At 70.6% G+C, this 22,392-nt stretch carries 16 protein-coding genes and 1 pseudogene; 9 read left to right on the forward strand and 8 right to left on the reverse strand.

Going from position 1 to position 22,392, the window contains the following annotated elements; genetic code table 11:
- The first annotated feature begins 69 nt into the window (after positions 1–69).
- Positions 70–762, forward strand: a complete 693-nt coding sequence (locus BJQ95_RS05330) for a general stress protein (protein WP_130178204.1) — start codon at positions 70–72, stop codon at positions 760–762.
- Positions 763–814: 52 nt separating this feature from the next.
- Here the strand turns inward: BJQ95_RS05330 and BJQ95_RS05335 are convergent, their stop codons facing one another.
- Positions 815–2,362 (reverse strand): aminopeptidase P family protein, encoded by a 1,548-nt coding sequence (locus tag BJQ95_RS05335; RefSeq protein ID WP_130178205.1) that lies wholly within the window; start codon positions 2,360–2,362, stop codon positions 815–817.
- Positions 2,363–2,418: 56 nt separating this feature from the next.
- Complete coding sequence (locus tag BJQ95_RS05340; RefSeq protein ID WP_256041535.1) at positions 2,419–3,513, reverse strand: endonuclease/exonuclease/phosphatase family protein; 1,095 nt, start codon at positions 3,511–3,513, stop codon at positions 2,419–2,421.
- A gap of 55 nt (positions 3,514–3,568) precedes the next feature.
- Between BJQ95_RS05340 and BJQ95_RS05345 the strand changes: the two genes are divergently transcribed.
- Positions 3,569–4,441, forward strand: a complete 873-nt coding sequence (locus BJQ95_RS05345) for a PHP domain-containing protein (protein WP_130178206.1) — start codon at positions 3,569–3,571, stop codon at positions 4,439–4,441.
- Positions 4,442–4,515: 74 nt separating this feature from the next.
- On the opposite strand, the gene BJQ95_RS05350 is transcribed toward BJQ95_RS05345, so the two are convergent.
- Both BJQ95_RS05350 and BJQ95_RS05355 read right to left on the reverse strand, forming a co-directional pair.
- Complete coding sequence (locus BJQ95_RS05350) at positions 4,516–4,905, reverse strand: hypothetical protein (protein WP_130178207.1); 390 nt, start codon at positions 4,903–4,905, stop codon at positions 4,516–4,518.
- A gap of 141 nt (positions 4,906–5,046) precedes the next feature.
- Positions 5,047–6,528, reverse strand: a complete 1,482-nt coding sequence (locus BJQ95_RS05355) for a DEAD/DEAH box helicase (protein ID WP_130178208.1) — start codon at positions 6,526–6,528, stop codon at positions 5,047–5,049.
- A 187-nt stretch (positions 6,529–6,715) separates the two neighbouring features.
- On the opposite strand from BJQ95_RS05355, the gene BJQ95_RS05360 reads away from it, so the two are divergent.
- Positions 6,716–7,417: a ferritin-like fold-containing protein gene (locus BJQ95_RS05360; RefSeq protein ID WP_240694801.1), complete on the forward strand. Its 702-nt coding sequence runs from the start codon at positions 6,716–6,718 to the stop codon at positions 7,415–7,417.
- A 228-nt stretch (positions 7,418–7,645) separates the two neighbouring features.
- Here BJQ95_RS05360 and BJQ95_RS05365 read toward each other — a convergent pair whose 3' ends face one another.
- Together BJQ95_RS05365 and BJQ95_RS05370 are read right to left on the reverse strand one after the other, a co-directional pair.
- Positions 7,646–7,948, reverse strand: coding sequence for a hypothetical protein (locus BJQ95_RS05365; protein WP_130178209.1), 303 nt, complete (start codon positions 7,946–7,948; stop codon positions 7,646–7,648).
- Between the two features lie 7 nt (positions 7,949–7,955).
- Entirely contained in the window at positions 7,956–8,180 is a 225-nt protein-coding gene (locus BJQ95_RS05370; RefSeq protein ID WP_130178210.1) for a DUF3107 domain-containing protein, read from the reverse strand.
- A 39-nt stretch (positions 8,181–8,219) separates the two neighbouring features.
- Here BJQ95_RS05370 and BJQ95_RS05375 point away from each other — a divergent pair, with 39 nt between their 5' ends.
- Together BJQ95_RS05375 and BJQ95_RS05380 are read left to right on the forward strand one after the other, a co-directional pair.
- On the forward strand, positions 8,220–11,681 hold the full coding sequence (locus BJQ95_RS05375) for a UrvD/REP family ATP-dependent DNA helicase (protein WP_256041536.1): 3,462 nt from the start codon (positions 8,220–8,222) through the stop codon (positions 11,679–11,681).
- A complete protein-coding gene (locus BJQ95_RS05380) occupies positions 11,678–15,112 on the forward strand; it encodes an ATP-dependent DNA helicase (RefSeq protein WP_130177606.1) in 3,435 nt (1,144 codons plus the stop codon). The genes BJQ95_RS05375 and BJQ95_RS05380 overlap by 4 nt, the downstream gene beginning before the upstream one ends.
- A 419-nt stretch (positions 15,113–15,531) precedes the next feature.
- Here the strand turns inward: BJQ95_RS05380 and BJQ95_RS05385 are convergent.
- Positions 15,532–16,263 (reverse strand): annotated as a pseudogene (locus tag BJQ95_RS05385) (phosphotransferase); the annotation flags it as partial.
- Positions 16,264–16,317: 54 nt separating this feature from the next.
- Here BJQ95_RS05385 and nudC point away from each other — a divergent pair.
- Entirely contained in the window at positions 16,318–17,316 is a 999-nt protein-coding gene (nudC, locus tag BJQ95_RS05390) for an NAD(+) diphosphatase (protein ID WP_130177604.1), read from the forward strand.
- On the forward strand, positions 17,309–19,030 hold the full coding sequence (locus BJQ95_RS05395) for an ATP-dependent helicase (RefSeq protein ID WP_240694726.1): 1,722 nt from the start codon (positions 17,309–17,311) through the stop codon (positions 19,028–19,030). The genes nudC and BJQ95_RS05395 overlap by 8 nt, the downstream gene beginning before the upstream one ends.
- Here BJQ95_RS05395 and BJQ95_RS05400 read toward each other — a convergent pair.
- On the reverse strand, positions 18,921–19,841 hold the full coding sequence (locus tag BJQ95_RS05400; RefSeq protein ID WP_165384917.1) for a TOMM precursor leader peptide-binding protein: 921 nt from the start codon (positions 19,839–19,841) through the stop codon (positions 18,921–18,923). The two genes, BJQ95_RS05395 and BJQ95_RS05400, sit on opposite strands and share 110 nt — an antisense overlap.
- A 111-nt stretch (positions 19,842–19,952) precedes the next feature.
- Between BJQ95_RS05400 and BJQ95_RS05405 the strand changes: the two genes are divergently transcribed.
- Both BJQ95_RS05405 and BJQ95_RS05410 read left to right on the forward strand, forming a co-directional pair.
- A complete protein-coding gene (locus BJQ95_RS05405; RefSeq protein ID WP_130177602.1) occupies positions 19,953–21,518 on the forward strand; it encodes an SDR family oxidoreductase in 1,566 nt (521 codons plus the stop codon).
- A gap of 311 nt (positions 21,519–21,829) precedes the next feature.
- Positions 21,830–22,390 (forward strand): GDSL-type esterase/lipase family protein, encoded by a 561-nt coding sequence (locus tag BJQ95_RS05410; RefSeq protein WP_130177601.1) that lies wholly within the window; start codon positions 21,830–21,832, stop codon positions 22,388–22,390.
- Positions 22,391–22,392 lie beyond the last annotated feature (2 nt).

Consider the following 22,392-nt stretch of genomic DNA (forward strand, 5'->3'; position numbering starts at 1 on the left):
GGGCCATTCTCCCAACGGATGCACAGTAAGCTCATCGGCGATTCCCGGTGGGCGTGAAAGAATGGCTGCATGACCAATCAGAGCCCATTCGGCCGTCGTGCAGCCGCTGCACTGTATCCCGTTCTGCCCAAGGGTGAGGTCGTGGCCACGTACGAGACCTACAACGAAGCCCAGCTGGCCGTGGATGTTCTCGCCAAGGCGGATTTCCCGGTGAAGCAGCTGTCGATTCTGGGCAACGACCTCAAGACGGTCGAGCGTGTCACCGGCAAGCTCACCTGGAGCCGGGTGGCGCTGGCCGGCGCGGCATCCGGTGCCTGGCTCGGTGTGTTCTTCGGCCTGTTGTTCTTCATCTTCTCGCCCGACGGCGCCGGCTTGCCGTTCGTGTTCGCCGCCGTGCTGATGGGTGCCGGGTTCGGCATGCTGTTCGGCCTGGTCAGCTACGCCGTGAATCGTCGGCGCAAGGACTTCACCTCGACCATGCAGGTGATCGCGGGCAACTACCAGGTGATCGTGAACGTGGAGCTGCTGAACAAGGCCCGCAACCTGCTCGCCGGTCGGGCCGAGCCCGAGCCCGCGGCCGCGGCGGCCCCGCACCCGTCCGACCCGCCGCGCTCAGCGCCGGAGCCGGTTGCCCCGCCGACCGATCAGCCCACCGCGCCGCCTGCGTACGGCCAGCCGGCCCCGCCGGTTTCCGCGCCGCCCGCCGCCGGACCGTCGGACCCGCAGCCGCCGGTCTCCGGCCCGGTCGACTCCGCCCGCTGACAGCGCGCCGGCCCCTCTCCCCGCCTGTCAGCTCTGTTGAGCGGCCGGGTGACTAGGCCTGCAGGGCCGCCATCCAGGCCTCTAGTGCTGCGGACTCGCGGGGGATACCGGCGGAGAGGTTCTCGGCGCCGGTCTCAGTGATCAGGATGTCGTCTTCGATGCGCACGCCGATGCCCCGGTACTCGGCGGGCACGGTGAGGTCGTCCGGCTGGAAGTACAGGCCGGGCTCGATGGTGAAGACCATGCCTGCCTCGATCACACCGTCCATATACATGTCGCGGCGGGCCTGCGCGCAGTCGTGCACGTCGAGGCCGAGGTGGTGGCTGGTGCCGTGCACCATGTAGCGGCGGTGCTGGCCGTTTTCCGGCTGCAGCGCCTCCTCGGCGGTGACCGGTAGCATCCCCCAGTCGGCGGTGTGCCGGGCGATCACGGCCATCGCGGCGGCGTGCACCTCCCGGAAGATGGCGCCGGGGCGGGCCACAAGGAACGCGGCGTCGGCGGCTTCGCGCACGGCGTCGTAGACCCGTCGCTGCACGTCGCTGAAGGTTCCGTCGATCGGCAGGGTGCGGGTGATGTCGGCGGTGTAGTAACTGTCCACCTCAACACCGGCGTCCAGCAGCATGACGTCGCCGGGCAGGACCGGGCCATCGTTGCGGGTCCAGTGCAGGATACAGGCGTGCGGGCCGGAGGCCGCGATGGTGTCGTAGCCGACGGTGTTGCCGTCGACGCGGGCGCGGGTGTTGAAGACGCCCTCGACCAGTCGTTCGCCGCGCGCGTGGGTGCTGGAACGGGGCAGGTCACGGATGACGTCTTCGAAGCCGCGGGCGGTGGCCGCCACGGCGAGGCGCATCTGGCCGATCTCGTAGGCGTCCTTGACGAGGCGCAACTCGGACAGGTCGCGGGCCAGTTGCGCATCCGCGTCGTGTTCGCCGTTGATTTCGACGCTGAACGGGGCGTCCGCCGCGTTCGTGGTGAGCATCCGCTCGGCGGCGTTGCGGAGCCGCGCGTCGTCGACCTGGCCGGTGAGGAACGGGTCGGCTTCGCGAACGAGCAGGGTTTCGCTGTCGACCCGGCGGAGCACCGCGGCGAAGTCGTCGATACCGCGCACGGCAACCCCGAGGTCACCGGCGACCTGGGCGATGGAGGGCCGCGGGCCGATCCAGAATTCACCGATCTCGGAATTGGCGTAGAACTCGTCGGAGTCGCGGCCGGCACGTTCCCGGAAGTAGACGGTGGCCTCGTGGCCGGTGGCCGTCGGTTCGAAGACCAGGACCGCGCCGGGCTCGGCGTCGCTGCCCCACCCGGTGAGGTGCGCGAACGCGGAGTGGGCGCGGAACGGGTAGTCGGTGTCGTTGGCGCGCTGCTTGAGCCGGCCGGCCGGGACGATCAGGCGGCGGCCGAGGTAGCGCTCGGAGAGACGGTCGCGCCGGGCGGCCGCGAACGGGGCCTGCTCGCGGGCGGGCGGCACGTCTTCGGAGCGGTCGGCCCAGCCACTGGAGATGTACTCCTTGAACCCTTCGGAGCCGGGCGTGGTCGAGCGGTTCTCGTTCGTCCGGGCGGCGGGGGCAGGTGCGGGAGCGGTGTCGGTGGAGTCAGCCATTCCTCCATTGTCCCACTCGGCCGGCCGGGTGCTCTCAGGCGGCGTTCGGATTCGAATCAGCCGACGGCCGACAGGGTGGCGGCTATGGGGCGGTGGTCACTGCCCGCCGTGTCCTCGGTGCCGATAACGTGCATGCTCTCGACCTGCCAGTTGGGCGTGGCGAGCACGTGGTCGATGGGTGTGCCGAGCAGGGTGGGCGCCCAGGTCGGCCAGGTGCCCACCGCGCCGGAGCCGGCCAGCAGAGCGGCATCCCGGCAGTCGCCGAGGACGGCGTCGTCGCTGACGGCCCGGCCGGCGAAGTGATCGACCGTGGCGTTGAAGTCTCCCGCCATGATCACGCCGTCGGTACCGGAGGCCCCGCCGGTGCACTGCCCGGCGAGCCAGTCCAGGTCCGAGCGCCAGTTGGCCATTTCCCACTGGATCGGTGCGACGGCGTGCACGGCGATGATCGTGGGACCGGCGCCGTCTACGGGCGCCGCGATCACGGTGGGCAGCACATTGGTGTTGCCGGGCGGGCCGGAGCCCTCGGCGGAGGTGACCGTGTAGTCGCCGAGGTCCGGGCTGATCAGAAGCGTCGTCGACCTGGCCTTGGAGATCAGGTCGAACGAGACCGTGTGCACCCACATCGGCCGCCCGGCGGCGCGCATGGCCTCGGCGATGAGGACCCCGGTTTCCTCGGTGGTCTCCGGCAAGGTGAGCACGTCGGCCTCTTCGGCCAGCGCGAGTTCGGCGATGGCGTCGGCGCCGGGCGCGTCGCCGAGGGTGTTCCAGCTCAGCACCGTGAGCGAGGCGGCAGGGTCATCGGCGGCCAGGCCGGACGAGGCGGTGTCGGCGGTGCCCGCCGCATCCGCCGTGCCTGTGGCATCCGTGCCTACACCACGGTGCAGCAGGATGCCGGTGTTGACCGCGCCGAACGCGACCAGGAGCACCATCAGCAGGGCGGTGGTGCCGCGCAGCGGCCGGGCCACCAGCAGCAGAATTCCCAGCACCGCCACGAGGGCGATCGCGACCGCCACCGCCAGGCCGCGGAAGGACGCGGCGTGCGCGACGACCCAGGTGTTCTGCAGGCCGACCAGTGCCGGCCAGGCCAGAACGGTGAGGATGGCCAGGGTTGCGAGCCCGACGACGGCGCGGAAAAGGAAGGAGAACATAGATGAGACACTGTAGGCGACAAGCGTGTATTCCCGCGCCAACTAGCATGGGGGAATGGCAGTCGAACGGCGTTCCACGGGTCCGATCGACCTGCACACCCACTCCAGTGTTTCCGACGGTACGGAGACCCCGTCGCAGCTCGTCCGCGCCGCAGCGGACGCCGGGCTCGGGACCGTGGCGCTGACCGACCACGACTCGACTGCGGGCTGGTCGGAGGCATCCGTCGCCGCCAGGGCGGCCGGTATCAGCCTGATCCCCGGGATGGAATTCAGCACCAGGGTCGGCCACACCAGCATCCACCTGTTGGCCTACCTGTTCGACCCGTCGGATGCCGGGATCGTGGCCGAGACGGCGCATATCCGGAAGGCTCGGCTCACCCGTGCCGAGCAGATGGTGGCCCGCATCGGCGCCGACTACGAACTCACCTGGAACGATGTGCTCGCCCAGACCACCCACGGCGGCACCGTGGGCCGGCCGCACATCGCCGACGCCTTGGTGGCCAACGGGCTCGCGCTCACCCGCAGTGAGGCGTTCGCCGGGATCCTGCACTGGGACGCCGGTTACTTCCAGTCGCACTACGCGCCCGACCCGCTCCGTGCAGTGGCTCTGGTGCGGGCGGCCGGGGGAGTGCCCGTGATCGCGCATCCGGCCACCCGCGGCGTGGCCGACGTGATGGCCGAGAGCCGGCTGGCAGCGCTCGTGGACGCCGGCCTGTTCGGCCTGGAGCTGCGGCACCGGGAGAACAAGCCGGAGGCCACCGCCAGGCTCACCATGCTCGCCGAGAAGTACAATCTGGCGATCACCGGCTCCAGCGACTATCACGGCGAGGGCAAGCTGAACCGTCTGGGCGAGAACACCACGACCCCCGAGGTGCTCGACCGCATCATCGCCGAGGGCCGCGGTTCGGAGCCGGTCTTCGCTGTCTGACCTGCCGCCTGACCCGCCGGGTGTCGGTCGCCGTCTAGATCGGCTCGGCCGAGAGGTGGCCTGGAGGCGACTGCTCAGCCGAGTCTGATGCCTTGCGAGACCCAGACCCGGCCGACGGCGTCGAAGTACTCCGGCAGGCAGGCATCCGCAACGGTCTGAATGGATGCGACGGCCACGTCGGTGGCTGCCTCGATGGTGTAGTCGACGGTGAGCTCAATACCGTTCGTCGTTACAGCGGACGGTTCGGCGCCCGAGGAATTGAGACACCTGTGCCAGTCGTCCGCCGCTTGGCGGTACTCCGTCTCGTCGACGACGAGGTCCGCCAGGACCTCCTGCTGGTAGGCACTCGCGCCGTCGCGCAGGTCGATGCGCTGCTCGTCGCTGAGCACGTTGAACGGTGAGACGCTGCACCCGGCGAGGAGGGCGACGACGCCGAGAGCCGGGATGAGAGCCCAGAGGCGCATCGGGTCAGCTCCCGGCCGCAAAATGGATGTCCATGACGCGAGCGTAGTGCCGACCCAACGCGAGTTGGGGCCAGCTGCCCCTTCCCGGGCGCTGAAGGGGCACATTCGTGCACATGAACGCGGACGGCGCGCGCGGGTTGGTTACGCCGTGGGACCCTGCGGCGAGCGACGGCGAGTGCGGCTGCGTCGGCGCGGTGCGCTGTTGCCGTCGTGGTGCTCGGCGCCGCCGCCGTCGTGGGTGCCAGCGGCCGGGGTGGCCGCGGGGGCATCCGGGTTGGTGCTCGAACTCACGCGCACCCGGGTGCGGGGCGCCTGGTCGGCGGAACGGGCAGCGCCAGAACGTCCGCCGTCGGAACGACCGCCGGAGCGGCTGTCGCTGCGGCCGCCGCGGTTGGTGTCGCGGCCGGATGCGGCGCCGGGCACGATCTCCTTGATCGGGGTCGCACGCAGACGGCCCTTCGCCCCGGCGGGGATGTTCAGGTCGGTGTAGAGGTGCGGGGACGAGGAGTAGGTCTCCTGCGGCTCGGGGGTGCCGAAGTCGAGGGCCTTGTTGATCAGGGTCCACTTGGGCATGTCGTCCCAGTCCACGAAGGTGACCGCGATGCCGGTCTTGCCGGCGCGGCCGGTGCGGCCCACGCGGTGCAGGTAGGCCTTCTCGTCTTCGGGGATGGTGTGGTTGATCACGTGGGTGACGTCGTCGACGTCGATGCCGCGCGCGGCAACATCCGTGGCGATCAGGATGTCCTTCTTGCCGGCCTTGAACGACGCCATGGCGCGCTCGCGCTGCTCCTGGTTGAGGTCGCCGTGCACGGCGGTCGCGTTGAAGCCACGGTCGCCGAGCTCTTCGACCAGCTTGGCGGCGGCCCGCTTGGTGCGGGTGAAGATCACGGTCTTGCCGCGGCCCTCTGCCATCAGGATGCGGCCGATGACCTCGTCCTTGTCCATGTTGTGCGCCCGGTACACCAGGTGCTCGATGTTGGCCTGCATGAGGCCCTCGTCGGGATCGCTCGCGCGGATGTGGATGGGCTTGGTCATGAACCGGCGGGCCAGCGCCACGATCGGGCCCGGCATGGTGGCCGAGAACAGCATCGTGTGACGGGTGGACGGGGTCTGCGAGAACAGCTTCTCGATGTCGGAGAGGAAGCCGAGGTCGAGCATCTTGTCGGCCTCGTCGAGCACCATCTCGCGCACGTTGGCGAGGCTGAGCAGGCGCTGGCTGGCCAGGTCGAGCAGGCGACCGGGGGTGCCGACGACGATCTGTGCGCCGGCCTTGAGCTGCTCGATCTGGCCTTCATAGGCCTTGCCGCCGTAGATGGAGACGATGGTGGTGCCGCGGTTGCCCGCGGCGAGCTCGAGGTCTTCACTGACCTGCACGCACAGTTCGCGGGTGGGCACGACGACGAGCGCCTGCACGCCGGGCTCGGGGTTCAGGCCCAGGCGTTGGATCAGCGGGAGGCCGAAGCCGAGCGTCTTACCGGTACCGGTCTTGGCCTGGCCGATGATGTCCTGGCCGCTGAGGGCGAGGGGGATCGTCTGGGTCTGAATGGGGAACGGCTCGAGAATGCCCTTGGCGGCGAGAGCCTCGACCATGTCCTGGTCGATATTGAGTTCGGTGAAAGTCACGTTTTTCGTTTGCCTGTCTAGCTGGATGCGGGATGCGCCCGTCTTTTGCTTCAGGCGCAAGTTCACCGATCCTGCGCCGGTGAATGACACCAGACTATAGGGCGGCCCTGGGCAACAGCCCGTGGCCACACCGCACCTGCCGTGTTATTCGAGAACGAAGCGCGGGAGGTGGACCTATGCTTGGCAGGTGATCTCCTGGTTAGGTGAACGCCCGAAACGGGCAGAGACGCCGCGGCTGTCGGCCCGGGGCGACAAGCGTGCCACCCGAAAGGTGGACATCACCGAACTGGTTCCAGACCTGCTCACCTACCTCGGTCAGGCCGCATATTTCGAACTGGGAATGTTCGAGAGCCTCTCAACGGCCGTGATCACGGCCCCCACGCTTACCGCCAAGGAGGGCCTGAGCCTGGCCGCCGGGCGTGCGCTGTCCAAACACCACGGACTCATCGACGAGATCCGCCGCCGCGACGGCGAACCGGCCAGCGTGATGGGCCCGTTCGTTCCGGCGCTGGACACCTTCCGTGCGGCCACCGCGGGGGAGGACTGGCATGAGCTTCTGCTCAGTTGTTATCTCACCGGCGGACTGCTCGACGACTTCTTCATCCGGCTCTCCGACGCGTTGCCCGGCGACATCGGCCCGCGCATCGCGCATCTGCTCGGCGAACACGGCGGCGCCGACGTGCTGGTGCACGAACTGGCCGCGGCCATCGCCGCGGAGCCTTCGCTCGAGTCCCGCCTGGCCCTCTGGGGCCGACGCCTGGTCGGCGACACCTTGCTGGTGGCCCGCTCGGCGATGGCGGTGTCGCAGGATTCGCGCATCGAGCCGGTCTTCACCGAGCTGATCGCCGCGCACACCCGGCGGATGGACGGCCTCGGCCTCACCGCGTAGCGCCGCCCGAGTGCAGGCGCCGAGGCACTCGAGCGCGGCCCGGGGAGGTGCGCGGGTGCCGTCCGGGGAGGTGCGCGGGTGCCGCGCCGGTGGGCGGGTGGCGCGCCAGGCGCACAGCGGCGCCTGCGCCGCATAGCGCCGCTCGGAATGTGCCGCCGCATCCGGTCGCGATCACGCAAAAACACCCTCACCGAACCCGAATGAGGGTGTTCTGGCAGCCGGCTGACGTTACGCCGGCAGGCCGGTCTTGCTGATGTCGTGCAGCATCGTGAGGTCTGCGGCCTCGCGGCGACGCCCCAGAACCACATCAACAGCGACAGATGCCACGGCGGCGACCACGAGGGACACCCACCAGATCCAGCCGCCATCCCACGCCCAGCCGAGCCAGGTCAGCGCGACCCAGACCAGCGCCGCCACACCGGTGCCCACGGCCGGCACCAGCACGGAACCGTGCGTGAGGCGGCGGGGCAGGGCGTAGCGTGCGGCCAGTCCGAGCAGCGCGCCGCCCAGGGTGACGAACAGGAGCTCCATCGAAGTCTTAGGCTACGAAGCCGACGCGGCGGGAGGACTCAGAGCCCAGCTCGACGTAGGCCAGACCGATGGTCGGGACGATGTACACGTGTCCCTTCTTGTCGCTGAGCTTGAGGTAGCCGGTCTGCCCCGCGAGGGCCGCGGCGACGGTCTCCTCGATCTCGTTGGCCGGCTGGGTCGTCTCGAAGCTGATCTCCCGGGGGGAGTTGAAAATGCCAATGCGAATGTCCACGGATGCGCCTTTCGGTTGCGTACCCGCTCAGATTACGACATGCCCCATGCTCGGCCCGCCACGTTCACTGTCGGCGCAACCCGTTACCGTTGGACCGTGATGAACCCGGTGTCCGAACTGCTCGACGAGCCCCCTGCCCCTGCCGCCTCGGCCTCGCCGGCCGAGGAGGCCGTGCCCGGCCGTTCCGCGGGTCTGGATGCCGCCCAGCAGGCCGTTCTGGCCCTGCCCGTCGGGCGCTCCGCCGCCGTGATCGGCGCCCCGGGCTCCGGCAAGACACACACCCTCGTCGAGTTCGTCGCCGACCGGGTCCTCGCCCACGGCTTCTCACCCAGCGAGGTGCTCGTGCTCGTGCCGACCCGCACCGGCGCGACCGCGCTTCGCGACAGGCTGGCCCTGCGCCTGCGAGCGCCCACCAACGGTCCGCTGGCCCGCACGATGAACTCCGTGGCCTTCCAGATCGTGCGGGACGCCGAGGTGGCGGTCGGCCACACCAGCCCCACCCTGCTCACCGGTGGTGAGCAGGACCAGATCATCGCGGAGATCCTGGCCGGGGACATCGCCTCGGGCACCGGACCGGCCTGGCCGAGCCCGCTCGACGCCGAGGTGCGGGGCCTGCGCGGATTCCGGACCGAACTGCGCGACCTGATGATGCGCGCCGTGGAGTACGGCGTCACCCCCGCCCGACTGGCCGCACTGGCCGCCGAGCACGACCGGCCGGAGTGGGCCGCCGCCGCCGCGTTCATCAACGACTACCAGGACATCAAGGACCAGAGCCGGCCCGGCCAGTTCGACTCCACCGAGCTTGTGCAGTTCGCCGCGGCCATCGTGCAGGATGCGCCGCGTGTGCCCGCGCGCCCCGCCGGCGCCGGCGCGTTGAGCGGCGTGAGCACCGGCAACCCCCTCGGCCCGCTCGGTGCGCTCAAGCTGATCGTGCTCGACGACGCCCAGGAGGCCACCCAGTCCACCCTGGCGCTGCTGGCCCAGTTCGCCGCCCGCGGCGTCACGATCGTGGCGTTCGGCGACCCCGACCTGAGCACCGGGTCGTTCCGTGGCGCCCACCCGGATGCCCTCGGCCGGCTCGGCCACTACCTGCGCCTGCCCGACGTGGCCACCCTCACCCTGCACACGGTGCACCGGCACGGCAGTGAGTTGCGCGCCGTGATCCGCGAGTTCAGCGGCCGGATCGGCGCCGCCGCCGCCGGAACCCAGCGCTCGGCCGGCAGCGCCGACCTCCCGCCGGCTGCTGCGCCGGCTGCTACGCCCGTCACCCCGCCCGCCGCCCAGCCGCCCACGGCCCCGCCCCCCGCCGCCCAGCCGCCCACGACCCAGCCCACCGCCGTGCAAACCGTCGTCACCGCCAGCCCCGCCGACCAGCTCGCCGTGATCGCCCGGCGCCTGCGCGAACGCCACGTGCTTGACGGTCTGCCCTGGGGGCGGATGGCCGTGATCGTGCGCACCGGCGCCCTCGTGCCGGCGCTGTCCAAGGGCCTCGCCGCGCTCGAGGTGCCCACCCAGGTGGCCGCCTCGCAGGCCGCCCTCCGTGACGAACCAGCGGTGCGCGCCTTCATCCTGGCCCTTGACGTCACCCTCGGCCGCCGACAGCTCGACGCCGACGCCGCCGTGGAGCTGCTCCGCGGCCCGCTCGGCGGCCTCGACCCGATCACCCTGCGGCGCCTGCGCGCGGCGCTCCGCCAGCAGGAACTCAGCCGGCCGGAGCTCAGCACCGACGACACCCGCACCGCCGACGAACTGCTCGTCGAGGTGTTCGCCGACCCGGCCCTGCTCGACCCGATCGACAACCGCACCGCCCGGCGAGCCGCGTCCTGCGCCAAGAACCTGCGGCAGACCCGCACAGCCTTCACCACCGGCGCCACCATCGAGGAACTGCTCTGGGGACTCTGGCAGCAAAGCGGCCTCGCCCCCGCCTGGGCCGAGCAGTCCACCGGCACCGGCATCGACGCCGACGAGGCCAACCACAACCTCGACGCCGTCGTGGCCCTGTTCTCCGCCGCGCAACGCTTCGTCGAACGCACCCCCGCCGCCCCGCCCGTGCTCTTCGTCGAGCACCTCGTCGACACCGACGTGCCCGAGGACACCCTCGCCCCGCGCGCCCTGGCCGAATCGGTGCTCGTGGCCACCCCCAGCGGCACCATCGGCCGCGACTACGACCTGGTGGTCCTGGCCGGCGTGCAGGAGAACGTCTGGCCGGACCTGCGCATCCGCGGGTCGCTGCTCGGCGCCGGCGATCTGGCGCTGATCATGGCCGGGGAGACCCCCGACCCGGCCGGCGCCCGCACCGGTGTGCTGCACGACGAGCTACGCATGTTCACCCAGGCGGCATCCCGCAGCACCGCCCAACTGCTGGTGACCGCAGTCGACAACGACGAGAATCAGCCCTCCGCGTTCCTGCGGCTGCTGCCGGAACCTGACCCCGCCCCGCTGGCCCGGTACCCGCTGTCGCTGCGCGGGCTGGTCGGCCGGCTCCGCCGCGACCTCACCCAGACCCTGCGGCCCCGGCTGCAACCCGTCGGAGCCGACCTCGACCCGGTTGCCGCGCTGCCCGCCGTGCTGCCGGCCCGGGCCACGGATGCCGCCGCCACGCTGGCACGCCTGGCCGCCGAGAAGGTTGCCGGCGCGTCGCCCGACGAATGGTACGGACTGCGCCCCGCCAGCACCGAGCGCCCCCTCAACGACCCCGCGGCCGGCGACGGGCCCGTTCGGGTGTCACCGTCGCGGATGAGCGCCTTCGAGACCTGCCCGCTGCACTGGCTGATCGGCCAGATCGGCGGTGGCGACTCGAGCACGGCGGCCAACCTCGGCACCATCATCCACAAGGTGATGGAAGACGCCACCGACCCGGCCAGGAGCCCCGATCCGGTCGGGATCACCGCCGACGCGCTCTGGGCGGGTGTCGAGGCCCGCTGGGGCGAACTCGTCTTCGACGCCGACTGGCAGTCCAGGGTGCAGAAGACCCAGGCCCGTGAACTCACCGACCGGCTCGCCGCCTACCTCGGCGACGGCGCCCGCGACGGCACCCGGCTGCTCAGCGCCGAGGGCCGGTTCGAGCTCGACCTCGGCGGCGCGGTGCTTTCCGGCACCATCGACAGGGTGGAGCGGCTGCCCGACGGCCGGGCCGTGATCGTGGACCTCAAGACCGGCAAGGGCGACCCCACCAGCGACAGCGGGGTGGCCGAACACCCGCAGCTCGGCGCCTACCAGCTCGCCTTCGCCGCCGACGTGATCGACGGCCTGGAACCCGGGATGGAACTGGCCGGCGCGCGTCTGGTGATCGTGTCCTCCGGTACCCAGAAGCAGAACTACCGCAATCCCACGCAGCCGGCCTTCAGCCCCGACGAACTCGCGGCCTTCACCACCCGGGTCACCGACGACGCCGCCGGCATGGGCGGCGCCACCTTCGTGGCGGAGATCGCCGACCATTGCCTCAACCCCCGTTCCTACGGCTCGTGCCGCATCCACGTCATCAAGCAGGTCAGCTCATGAACCCAGAAACCACGCCGGCCCGGCCGGTGTCCGCCCTCGACATCGCCGCCGCGCTGGGCATGTTCCCGCCCACCACTGAACAACAGGCCGTGATCGAGGCACCGCTTCGCCCCACCCTCGTGGTGGCCGGCGCCGGCAGCGGCAAGACCGAGACCATGGCCAACCGGGTGCTCTGGCTGCTGGCCAACGCCCACGCCAGGCCCGACCAGATCCTCGGCCTCACCTTCACCCGCAAGGCCGCCGGCGAGCTCGCCGAACGCATCAACGGGCGCATCCGGCAACTCAGCGAAGCCGGGCTGATGCCCTCTGCGAGCGGGGCCGATGGCGGGGCTGATGGTGCGGCGGATGCCGGCACGGGCGAAACCGCCTCCGTGCGGCCCCTCGACTCCGCCGACCTGTTCAACGCCCCGGCGGTCTCCACCTACAACTCCTTCGCCAGCCGGCTGTTCACCGACAACGCCCTGCTGCTCGGCCGCGAACCCGAGTCGGTGCTGCTCAGCGAGACCAGCGCCTGGCTGCTCGCCCGCCGGGTGGTCGTGGCCCACGGCGACGGCCGGCTGGTGCAGTACGGCAAGGGCGTGGACGCCGTCACCGAGGCGGTGCTCTCGCTCAGCCGCGCCCTGGCCGAGAACCCGCCCCCGTTCGTGCCCGGCGTGGAACCCGTGCCGCACGACCTCGCCCGGCTGGCGAACAGCTTCGGCTACCTCGCCGACCTGCCCTACGGCAACCCGCGCAAGAAAAAGCCGTACGACTCGGTGCTCGAGGCGATTTCCGCCGTGGCGCCGCTGCCGGTGCTGGCCGAGCTGGCGGATGCCTACGGGGCCGAGAAACGCCGGCAGGGCCTGATCGAATTCTCCGACCAGGTGGCCCTGGCCCTGCAGGTCTGCCGCAAGGTGCCGGCCGTGGTGTCCCGCTACCGGGACCAGTACCGCATCGTGCTGCTCGACGAATACCAGGACACCTCGGTGCTGCAGACCGAGCTGTTGCGCACTCTGTTCGCGCACCACCCGGTGATGTCCGTCGGCGACCCGCACCAGTCCATCTACGGCTGGCGCGGCGCCAGCTCCGCGAACCTGCTCGGTTTCTCCACCGACTTCGCCGGCCTGGCCAACACGGAGGCGCCGTCGATGTCGCTCTCCTTCACCTGGCGCAACCCGGTGACCGTGCTCGAGACCGCGAACGCCCTCGTCGCCCCGCTGAGCGCCGAGCTGCGCGCGCGGCCCAACGGCATCCAGGTGGAGACCCTGAAGGTGCCCAGCGGCAAGGCCGCCGGGCAGGTGCAGGCGGCCATGCACGAGAGCATCGCAGACGAGGCTGCCGCCATCGCCCGGTGGTTCGCCGCCCGGCTCGGCAGCAGACCCGGCGCACCCGAGACCGAACCGGAGTCCGGCGCGATGCTATTCCGCGCCCGGCGCGACATGGAGTTCTACGCCGAGGTCCTGCGCGAACACGGCGTGTCCGCGCACGTGCTCGGGCTCGGTGGGCTGCTCTCCACCCCCGAGGTGGCCGATGTGCTCGCCGTGCTGCGGGTGGTGCACGACCCGGCCGCCGGCAGCGACCTGATCCGGCTGCTCACCGGCGGCCGCTGGCGGATCGGCGTGCGGGACCTGCAGGCCCTGTCCGGGGTGGCCGGCTGGCTGGCCACCCACGACTGGGCGCAGAAGGCCGTACCCGACGAGCTCAAGGCCAAACTCCGGGCCTCCGTCGCCGCCGAGGAGAGCCGGTCCCTCGTGGACGCGCTCGACTTCGTCGCCTCGGCCCCCGAATCGCACGGCCAACTCGCCGCGTTCAGCGACGACGGCCGCCAGCGGTTGCGGCAGGCTGGCAGGCAGCTGGCCTGGCTGCGGAGCCGCTCGGGCCTGGGCCTGCTCGACTTCGTGCGGCTGATCGAACAGGAAACCCTGCTCGACCTGGAACTCGTCGCCAACGAGAGCCACGGCCGGGCCCTGGCCAACCTCTACGCCTTCCACGACGCCGTCTCCGCGTTCCTCGACAGTGACGAGGTCGGCACCCTGGCAAGCTTCCTGCGCTGGCTGGCCCGCGCCGAACGCCAGGACGACCTCGGTCCGCGCGGCGAAGCCGCCGAACCCGGCACCGTGCAGCTGCTCACCATCCACGGCTCCAAGGGTTTGGAATGGGACTACGTCGCCATCCCCGGACTGACCGAGAAGAACCTGCCCGCGCCGTCCCGCGAGGTCTCCGGCTGGTTGCGCTTCGGCGAGCTGCCCTACCCCTGCCGCGGCGACCGGGCCGAGCTGCCCGAGCTCAAACGCCTCGGCCACGAGACCCAGATGTCGTTCGACATCGAGTTCGAGCTCTACAAGCAGGAGCTCGCCGACCGGCACGACGCCGAGGAGCGCCGGCTGATCTATGTGGCCACCACCCGCGCCCAGCAGCAGCTGCTGCTCACCGGGGCGTTCTGGGGCGGCGGCACCACTGTGCGCAGGCCCAGCCGGTACCTGCTCGAACTGGCCGAAGCCGGGCTGATCGCCTCGCTGCCGGAGGGCAGCGAGCACGAGGAGAAGCCCGCCACCGACGAGGACGCCACCGAAGTCTGGCCGTTCGACCCGCTCGGCACGCGCCGCCCGGTCGTCGAGGCCGCCGCCGCCCTGGTACGCGCGCACGACGACCCGGAGACCGGCGCCGGCGCCGAGACGCCCTGGTCGCGGGAAGTGACCCTGCTGCTGGCCGAACGCGCGAAGCGCCTGGCCGGCCCCGACACCCTCGACGTGCCCACCCGCATCCCCGCATCCAGGTTCAAGGACTACGTCGACGATCCCGCCGCGGTGCTCGCCAAGCTGCGCCGGCCGATGCCCGAGCGGCCGTACCGGGCCACGCGCCTGGGCACCCTGTTCCACTCCTGGGTGGAGCAGCGCTCCACTCAGGCGTCGTCCGGCGACCTCATCGACGTCGGGCCGGGCGAGCTCGACCTCGACGGCGACACCGACGGGATGCCGCTCGAGCTTGAGCAGCTGGAGCGCTACAAGGCCACCTTCGAGAGGTCGCCGTGGGCCGCCCTGGCGCCGGAAGAGGTGGAGATCGAGATCCACCACGTGCTGGGCGACCAGGTCTTCATCTGCAAGCTCGACGCGGTCTACAAGACCCCGACCGGCTATCAGGTGGTGGACTGGAAGACCGGCAAGGCACCCAAGGACGCCGCCGACCTCGAGCTCAAGCAGACCCAGCTGGCCCTGTACAGGCTCGCCTACGCCCGGTGGAAGGGCATCGACCCGGCCATCGTGGACGCGGTCTTCTACTTCGTGGCCGACGACCGCATCGTCGCCCCCGAACGGCTCTACTCCGAGGCTGACCTCTTGGCGGCCTGGGCGTCGGTGGCCGGGGCATCCGCCGTGGCGCCGGTCGTGCCGCCGGTTGTGTCTCCGGCAGTGTCTCCGGCAGTGGAGATCGGTCCCGTCGCGTCGTCGGTGTAGTCGGTGTCGAAGCCGGTGCCGTCGAAGCTGGTGACCCTGGCGAATGAGCCGGTGTCGGCGAAATCGCTGGTGCCGTACTCCGAACTCTCGTCGCTGTTCCGGCCGCCGGACCCGGCCGCCTGGGTGCGCGGGGTGTCCTTGAGCATCGACTCGACGTCGGAGACGCTGAGGATCGGCCCGGTGTCGGGGGAGAGCGAGTTCATGGTGTGGCTGTGCACGTTGTCCACCAGCCCGTCGAGCATCGACACGGCGTCCTCCACGATGGCGTCGTCGTGCGTGTCGACGCCGTGCAACAGCCAACGGGCCAGTTCCAGCTCGGCGTAGAGCATCGCCCGCTGGGTGATCAGAGGGTCGTTGCCCTGCCGGGCGGCGGTGTAGGTGGCCACGGCGGTCTCCGCGGCGTTGCCGCGGGCGGCCAGTAGCCAGTTGAGGTCGCGGGCCGGGTCGCCCACACAAAGCCCCGACCAGCCGAGCACACCGCAGACGGCGTCGTCGCTGATCAGGAACGAATCCGCGGTCAGCGCCCCGTGGATCACGGTCGGCGCGAACTGCCAGAGAGCGTCATCGTCGGTGGCGAGTTCCCAGCGCCGCAGCAGCGCCGCGGGCAGCTTGCCCGTGTTCGCGGCCCGGTCGATCAGGTCGATGGTGGAGGTGCGGCAGTCCTGGGCGCTCTGCTGCACCAGACCGGCGTCACCGATGAACGCCGAGGGTAGACCGTGGATGGCGGCGATCGCTCGCCCGATCGAACCCGACACACCCTCATGGCCGGTGAGGGCATCCGCGTCATAGGAGGCGCCGGGCAGGCGCTCATAGACCACGGCCCTGGTGCCCTCGAACGGTGCCTGACCCACAAAAACGGGCACGTCGAACGGCAGCCGGCTGCGGTTGCCTGTGGTGAGCGCGCGGAGCGCCACGAGGTCGGCGGACTGCTCGGTTTCGGCCGCCTGCGACGTGGGAACCCTGATGATCAGCTCCCTCTCGTCGCGGGTGATCAGCAGGGCAGAGTCGAACAACCCGTCGCCGGCGTGACTGTGGTTTCGGGCGTGTGCGACGTCGAGCTCAGGCACTGCATTGGTGGCCAACGCGGCTAGAGTGAGATGGGATCTGGCCATGCCTTCTAGGTTAGGTCGAGTTCCTCCCGGTGAGGCCATTCGCCACGCCTGCAGACAACTTCGGCACGTGTTGCCCGATCTTTGAGGGGTCACATGTCGTTCAGGTTCACGGCCAGGCTGCCGCTGTCCCGGCACGCCGTCGATCGCGACCACGACGCCCGCTCCGAACCCGACCTGTTCGAGAGGCTCTGGGCGGATGCCGGCACCCGGGTTCTGCCGCTCTGGCACGGCAAGGTGCTGCTCGCCCCTGCCCTCGCACCCGCCGCTGCCCTCGCACCCGCCGTCGCCGGGAACGCCGCGCCCCGGCTGCTGCTGCTGGCGCCGGCCGATCTCGCCGACCCGGCGACAACCACCCCGCGGGTCTACCTCGGCCGGTCGCTGGACGCCGACGCCGCCGAACCCGTGGGCACCCCGCTCGTGGTCGTGCAGCTGGACGACGACCAGGCCGCCAGGCTCGAACCCGACGAAACCGCCTGGGTGGGCCTCCGCGACTACGCCACCCTGCTCTCCGACCGCGACACGGGCATCCTCACCGAGTCCCTCGGCATCCTGCACTGGCACGACTCGCACCCGCACTGCCCGCGCTGCGGCGCCGCGACCGACGTGACCACCGGCGGCTGGGTGCGGCACTGCCCCGTCGACGGCAGCCAGGTGTTCCCGCGCACCGACGCGGCCGTGATCGTGCTGATCACCGACGACCGGGACCGGGTGTTACTCGGCTCCAACGCCATGTGGGAGGCCAACCGGTATTCCCTGCTGGCCGGTTTCGTCGAACCCGGCGAATCGTTCGAATCCGCCGTGGTGCGCGAGGTCTTCGAGGAATCCGGTATCCGGGTCGCCGACGCCGTCTACCGCGGGTCGCAGCCGTGGCCGTTCCCGGCGTCGATCATGGTCGGTTTCACCGCCAGACTGGCCGACGGCCAGCACGCAGGCTCCCTGGTGCCCGACGGCACCGAGATCCTCGACCTGCGCTGGTTCAGCCGCGCCGAGCTCGCCGATCCCGACAACGGCATCATGCTGCCCGGACCGTCGTCGATCGCCCGCGCCCTCATCGACGACTGGCTGGCCCAGCCGGAGCTGCCGGGTGTCTGACCGCCTGACACCCTCCGCCGAATCCCTGCTCACCGGACTCGACGAGCAGCAGCGGGTGGCCGCGGAGGCACTGATCGGGCCGGTCTGCATGCTCGCCGGAGCCGGCACCGGCAAGACCCGCGCCATCACGCACCGCATCGCCTACGGCGTGATGAGCGGCGCGTACTCGCCCACCCGGGTGATGGCGCTCACCTTCACCGCCCGCTCCGCCGCCGAGCTGCGCGGCCGGCTCCGGCAGCTCGGCGCCGGCGGTGTCGCCGCGCGCACCTTCCACGCGGCCGCGCTGAGCCAACTGAACTACTTCTGGCCGCACGTCGTCGGCGGCCAGGCCCCGCGCATCCTCGAGGGCAAGGGCCGGCTGCTCGGCCATGCCGCCGAGGTCCTGAAGCTGAAGCTCGACACCGCCACCCTGCGTGATCTGGCCGGTGAGATCGAATGGCGGAAGACCAGCGGGCTCTCCCTCGACCAGTACGCCACCGCCGGCCGCGCCCTGCCCGGCCGGCTCGACATCGACCAGACCCTGGACATGCAGGCCGGCTACGAACGGCTCAAAGACGACCGCAAGCAGATCGACTTCGAAGACGTGCTGCTGGCCATGGCCGGCATGATCGAGGCTGAGCCCTCGGTGGCGCTGCAGGTGCGCGAACAGTACCGGTTCTTCGTCGTCGACGAATTCCAGGACGTCTCCCCGCTGCAGTACGACCTGCTCAAGCTCTGGCTCGGTGACCGGCGCGACCTCTGCGTGGTCGGCGACGCCAGCCAGACCATCTACTCGTTCGCCGGCGCCCGCAGCGACTACCTGCTCGACTTCCCCAAACACTACGAAGACGCCACCGTGGTGCGCCTGGAGCAGAACTACCGGTCGACGGCCGCGATCGTCGCCACCGCCAACCAGCTGATGCGCGGCCGTCCAGGCGCGCTGTCGCTGCACGCCGCCGTCGCCGACACCGGGGTGGAACCGGCGGTGCGGGAGTACCCCAACGACATGGCCGAGGCCCGAGGCGTGGCCCAGAACATCTTCGAACTCATCGAGTCCGGGGTGGCGCCGGAGAACATCGCCGTGCTGTACCGGGTCAACGTGCAGGCCGCCCTGCTGGAGACCGCGCTCGGCGACGTCGGCGTGAGTTACCAGATCCGGGGGTCGAAGCGGTTCTTCGACCTGCCGGAGGTGAAGCAGGCGGTGATGTCGCTGCGCGCGGCATCCGTCTCGATCATGGGCGAACCGCTGTTCAAGTCGGTCAGCGACGTGCTGCGCGGCCTGGGCTGGAGCCAGACCGCGCCGGACACCCGCGGTGCGGTGCGCGACCGCTGGGAAGCGCTGAACGCGATCATGGGACTCGTCGACCAGGCCGCCCCCGGCACCACCTTCCGCCAGTTCACCGACGAACTGATGGAACGCCAGGCCGGGCAGCACGAACCCACCGTCGCGGCGGTCACCCTGGCCACCCTGCACTCCGCCAAGGGCCTGGAATGGGATGCCGTGTTCGTGGTGGGCCTCTCCGAGGGGCTCGTGCCGATCAGCTACGCCGTCACCTTCGAGCAGGTCGACGAGGAACGCCGGCTGCTCTACGTCGGTGTCACCCGGGCGCGCAAACGCCTCTCCCTCAGCTGGTCCGCGGCCGGAAACCAGCAGCGTTCCCCGCGAGAACGATCACGCTTTCTGGCAGAAATCGGCACCCGCACCGCTCGTGCGGCCGGTGCGCGCGGCGCCTGACCGCCAGGGACGCCGCGTCGATCGCCAGCGACGCGGCCGCGAACTCGTTGGAGGACGCGAACACCCTCTCGTGCACGATGCCGGCCGCCGTTGCGGCCACCTCGATGCTCAACCGGGGCGTTTCGGTAGGCGCCGTGCGCGTCAGCAGCTGGCTGGCGATCGCCGGCCAGGCCGGGTCATCGTCGACGTGCTCGAGCTCCAGGCAGGTCAGGCACGGGCCGGCGCCCGGCTCCACGAGCGGGCCGATGCGCGCCTCGGTGTCGCTGAACAGCACCGGCAGGTGCGGCACGTCGCGGCGCAACCAGTGCCCGTGCCGCTCAGGTGCGAACACGTAGTGGTCCACGATCACGGCGAGGTCGGGGCGTTCGGGTGTGGGGGTGCCTGGCGGGAGGGCGGCCGTGATGCCCAGGTCGGCCAGCAGCTGCCGGATGCGTACGGCCGTGTCACCGTCGCCGTCGACGTGAACAACCGGAGCGGTGTCCCGACGGACCGCGGTCGCCGGCCTGCTGACGAACCAGGTCCCGGCGAGGGACGCCGCGTCGGCGCCCGGCAGCTCCGGTTGAGGATCCAGGCCCACCAGCGCAGGGGCCAGCGCGCCGAGCAGGGCGGTGGTGGCCGCATCCGTCGCGCCGGCCTGCCGGCCGAGCATCAGCGCACCCGACCGGGGGACCCCCACCCGCAGAGCCGCGATGACGCTCTCGAGCGGCGCCGTGACCCCCGGAACGATGGCCACCGGCCGGTCGATGCCCAACTGGATGGTGTCCGGGGTGCGCCAGACGAGCGGATACCGCGGGTCGAGTCGAAGGATCATCCGGCGATTTTCCCCCAGACCTGCCGGCGCCGCGGGATCCATCCACAGGCGCCGGCTGATGGCTGCGAGAATGTGCAGGTCCAGCCCAGACTCCGGCTCTAGGCTGACGCAATGACTGAGAAGACTGCTCGCCGCGTACTGGTCACCGGAGCCACCGGCTACATCGGGGGACGCTTGGTTCCCAAGCTCCTCGAGGCCGGACACACGGTGCGGGTGCTGGTTCGTTCGCCCCAGAAACTCACCGATGTGCCCTGGGCCGGTGACGTTGAGATCGTCGAAGGCGACCTCGGCGACCGGGACTCGGTGGCCAGGGCGAGCGCCGGCATCGACGTGTTCTACTACCTGGTGCACTCGATGGGCGCCAAGGGCGACTTCGAGCAGACCGAACGTGTCGCGGCGCGGAACGTGGCCGGTGCCGCTGCCGACGCCCGGGTTTCCCGCATCGTGTACCTCGGCGGTTTGCACCCCGACAGCCAGACCCTGTCTCCCCACCTGCGTTCCCGCGCCGAGGTCGGCCGTATCCTGCTGGACTCCGGTGTGCCGACGGTGGCGTTCCAGGCCGGGGTCGTGATCGGGTCGGGGTCGACGTCGTTCGAGATGATCCGGCACCTCACCGAGGTGCTGCCGTACATGCCGGCGCCGCGCTGGGTGCGCAACTTCATCCAGCCCATCGCGGTGCGCGACGTGCTGTACTACCTCGTCGCCGCCGCCGACGTGCCCGCGGAGGTCAACCGCACCTTCGACATCGGCGGCCCGGATGTGCTGAGGTACGGCCAGATGATGAACGGTTACGCCGTCGAAGCCGGGCTGAACCAGCGGCCCATCGCACCACTGCCGGTGCTGACCCCCTGGCTCGCGTCGCAGTGGGTCAACCTCGTCACGCCCATCCCGCGCAGCCTCGCCGTGCCGATCATCGCGTCGCTGCAATACGACTGTGTCATGCACGAGCACGACATCGACGCCGTGATCCCACCACCGGCCGGCGGCCTCACCACCTACCGCAGGGCGGTGCGGTTGGCGCTGGGCCGGATGCGCGACGGCGACGTGGAGACCAGTTGGCAGAACGCCGCGACGGAGGGGGCCTCCAGCAACCCGCTGCCCAGCGACCCCGATTGGGCCGGCCACCTCGTGTACACCGACCTCAAGGAGAAGCGCACCACGGCCAAGCCCGCCGACCTGTGGCGGGTCATCGAGAGCATCGGCGGGGACAACGGCTGGTACTCCTTCCCGCTGGCCTGGGCGGTACGCGGCTGGATGGACAAGATCGTCGGGGGAGTGGGCCTGCGGCGCGGCCGCCGGCACCCGGACCGCCTGCAGACCGGCGACGTGCTCGACTTCTGGCGTGTTGAACGCATCGATCGGGGCAGCTTCCTGCGGTTGCGCGCCGAGATGCGGGTGCCCGGCCGGGCCTGGCTCGAAATGCGGGCAGAGCCCACGGATGACGGCGGCTCGATCTACCGCCAGCGCGCGGTGTTCTTCCCCCGCGGACTGGGCGGCCGGCTCTACTGGTTCTCGATCCTGCCGTTCCACGGGGTGATCTTCAGCGGCATGGCCAACCGCATCACCGCCGCCGCTGAGAAGGAGGCCGCTGTCGTGACCACAGAACCCGGCGATCCCGCTGGTACCGCTGCGACCCAGGAGACCGTCGCGCCCGCGGAGGTCGCCCTCAACTCCTGACCCGCCCCGCGGAACGCACCCCTCCGATGGTCGAGAGTGTTGTCGCGGTGCTGAGCCAGTTGAGGTGGACCCGGTGACCCGGTGACCCGGTCTGTGGTTCGCCCCCGTTTTGTTGGTCGAGCTTGTCAGTGATGATGGTCGTGGGATCGTCTTGCGTGGTCTCGACCGGCTCGACCAGCGGGGTTGGTCGCGTCCCGGTCTGTGGTTCGACGCCCACCGTTGGGTAGGCAGCTGACGGAACCTTGCCAGCTTTGGCCCTAGCCACGGTCCGGCCGGGAGCGCATCATGGTAGCGAGTGTTGAGGAGTCGAAATGTCGTCAGTGGTGGTGTTCGTCGGCGATGGCCTCAGCGGGGGTGCTCGATGGGAGGAACGATTTCCCGAACTCGAGGTGCACAACCTCGGCGTGAACGGGGACACCACCGACGAGGTCCTCGGACGGCTCGATCAGGTCGTTGAGAGCGCCCCAGATGCCGTCGTCCTGCAGGTGGGCACCAACGACGTCGGCTGGAACCGCTCGGACGAGTACATCGTGCGCAACATCGAAACCATCCTCTGGACGCTTCGCAAACGGCTTCCCGGCGCGCGGGTGCTCGTACAGTCGGTGCCGCCGCGGGAGAAGGAGTTCGTGCGCCTGATCCGCTCGGTCAACCGGCACCTGCGCCAGTTCGCTCCCACCGTGAAGGCACGCTACCTGGACCTGTGGCCGGCGTTGGCCGCCGAGGACGGCACCCTCAGCACCGAGTGGTCAGCCGACCACCTGCACCTCACCGAGGCCGGCTACGTCGTCTGGCTCGCCGAACTCCGCCCGGCGCTCGCGGACCTGCTCGAAAGCCCGCCACAGACGATGTCGGTCAGCCGGCACCCAGCCTGACC

Origin of the sequence: Cryobacterium sp. SO1, assembly GCF_004210215.2 — a bacterium.
Lineage (GTDB): Bacteria > Actinomycetota > Actinomycetes > Actinomycetales > Microbacteriaceae > Cryobacterium.

Bases quoted from the DNA above. Each gene is read 5' to 3' on its own strand.
- BJQ95_RS05330 (WP_130178204.1), top strand. From the start codon at position 70: ATGACCAATCAGAGCCCATTCGGCCGTCGTGCAGCCGCTGCACTGTAT.
- BJQ95_RS05335 (WP_130178205.1), bottom strand. From the start codon at position 2,362: ATGGCTGACTCCACCGACACCGCTCCCGCACCTGCCCCCGCCGCCCGG.
- BJQ95_RS05340 (WP_256041535.1), bottom strand. From the start codon at position 3,513: ATGTTCTCCTTCCTTTTCCGCGCCGTCGTCGGGCTCGCAACCCTGGCC.
- BJQ95_RS05345 (WP_130178206.1), top strand. From the start codon at position 3,569: ATGGCAGTCGAACGGCGTTCCACGGGTCCGATCGACCTGCACACCCAC.
- BJQ95_RS05350 (WP_130178207.1), bottom strand. From the start codon at position 4,905: ATGCGCCTCTGGGCTCTCATCCCGGCTCTCGGCGTCGTCGCCCTCCTC.
- BJQ95_RS05365 (WP_130178209.1), bottom strand. From the start codon at position 7,948: ATGGAGCTCCTGTTCGTCACCCTGGGCGGCGCGCTGCTCGGACTGGCC.
- BJQ95_RS05375 (WP_256041536.1), top strand. From the start codon at position 8,220: ATGCCCCATGCTCGGCCCGCCACGTTCACTGTCGGCGCAACCCGTTAC.
- BJQ95_RS05380 (WP_130177606.1), top strand. From the start codon at position 11,678: ATGAACCCAGAAACCACGCCGGCCCGGCCGGTGTCCGCCCTCGACATC.
- nudC (WP_130177604.1), top strand. From the start codon at position 16,318: ATGTCGTTCAGGTTCACGGCCAGGCTGCCGCTGTCCCGGCACGCCGTC.
- BJQ95_RS05400 (WP_165384917.1), bottom strand. From the start codon at position 19,841: ATGATCCTTCGACTCGACCCGCGGTATCCGCTCGTCTGGCGCACCCCG.
- BJQ95_RS05405 (WP_130177602.1), top strand. From the start codon at position 19,953: ATGACTGAGAAGACTGCTCGCCGCGTACTGGTCACCGGAGCCACCGGC.
- BJQ95_RS05410 (WP_130177601.1), top strand. From the start codon at position 21,830: ATGTCGTCAGTGGTGGTGTTCGTCGGCGATGGCCTCAGCGGGGGTGCT.